We start from the raw sequence: 1,030 nt of genomic DNA, 5'->3' as shown, positions 1-1,030 counted from the left end.
CCAAAAAACTAGAAGACTTAGAACCAGCATATTATATTGAAGAATTAGTAGATCAGTTTGTTAAAGCTACCAGAAGTTCCATTGAAGGTGGTTTATCCATTCTCTTAGCAGGAAAAGAAGCTGATGGTAATGCCCTCAAAGGTATACCCATTGTGGTAGATTTTGTCTCTTTGTATATCAAATACCTAGCTCCTAAAGGTACAAAAAATACCCAACCCACCAATGAGAAATTGGCGCAAGTAGCACAAGAACAGTTCGATAAACTATCTGAAATTGCCAAAAATTATGGGATAAAAATGTAGAGCGATCGCAATTAAAATCACCGGAGTTCGGGATAAGCTGAAACCTTCATTACATTGTTGCTTAATTCTGGTATGTATTAATGTATTTGTGTAGTTTCAGCCATTCAAGGTTAAATAAACTTTCTCAACCCGAACTCATATTAACTTAGCAATCCCTCCTGTATTAGCATTTTTAAAGAAGGCATCAACCTATCTGGTTGTATATTTTCCAATCGCATTGGTCCTGATTCCTCTGGAATCCAAACCACGGCATTTTGATGCTGGGCAAAATCTCTATTAAAGCGTGCAATATCCTCAATACTCCACTCATCCCGAATGGATTTACCGAAGACAACCAATGTATGAATAAATTGCACAAAAAGACTGCTGATGCAGTCTTCCTTTTGCTTTGTATTTGGCATATCCAAAAGGGGATGAGGGTTAATAATTTGAGCAAAGTTACGCCAGCCTAGTTGAGCACTACTCAATAGTGGATCGCAGTAGCTAGTAGCACCAAGATGCTCATATACGTACTTCCAGCGAATTGCATATTGGCCTGATAATATCCAAATCTGACGGATACAAGCTTCGTAGATTTCCCGGGCGACCTGAATTTGAGGAGCAAGTGACCACGAGCACTCCATTTCGCTACGAAAGTAACTTGTCAAGCTATTTATCCCTGCAATTACTGTCTCATTATTCCTACCTACTTTAGCAATTTTTAGATAGTCCCATTCTCTGTTTGGCTC

Annotated in this window: 2 protein-coding genes; one reads left to right on the top strand and one right to left on the bottom strand. The window is 38.8% G+C overall.

Features of this window, described 5'->3' with window-relative positions; genetic code table 11:
* Positions 1-302 (top strand): hypothetical protein (locus F6K52_RS36805; RefSeq protein ID WP_293090245.1); only part of this gene is annotated, 302 nt, incomplete at its 5' end.
* Between the two features lie 140 nt (positions 303-442).
* Here the strand turns inward: F6K52_RS36805 and F6K52_RS36800 are convergent.
* Positions 443-1,030, bottom strand: a 588-nt coding sequence (locus F6K52_RS36800) for a hypothetical protein (RefSeq protein ID WP_293090243.1), incomplete at its 5' end; no start/stop codon positions are given.

Source organism: Moorena sp. SIO3H5 (assembly GCF_010692395.1).
Classification (GTDB): Bacteria; Cyanobacteriota; Cyanobacteriia; order Cyanobacteriales; family Coleofasciculaceae; genus Moorena.
This window is presented reverse-complemented; position numbering and strand designations above follow the sequence as displayed.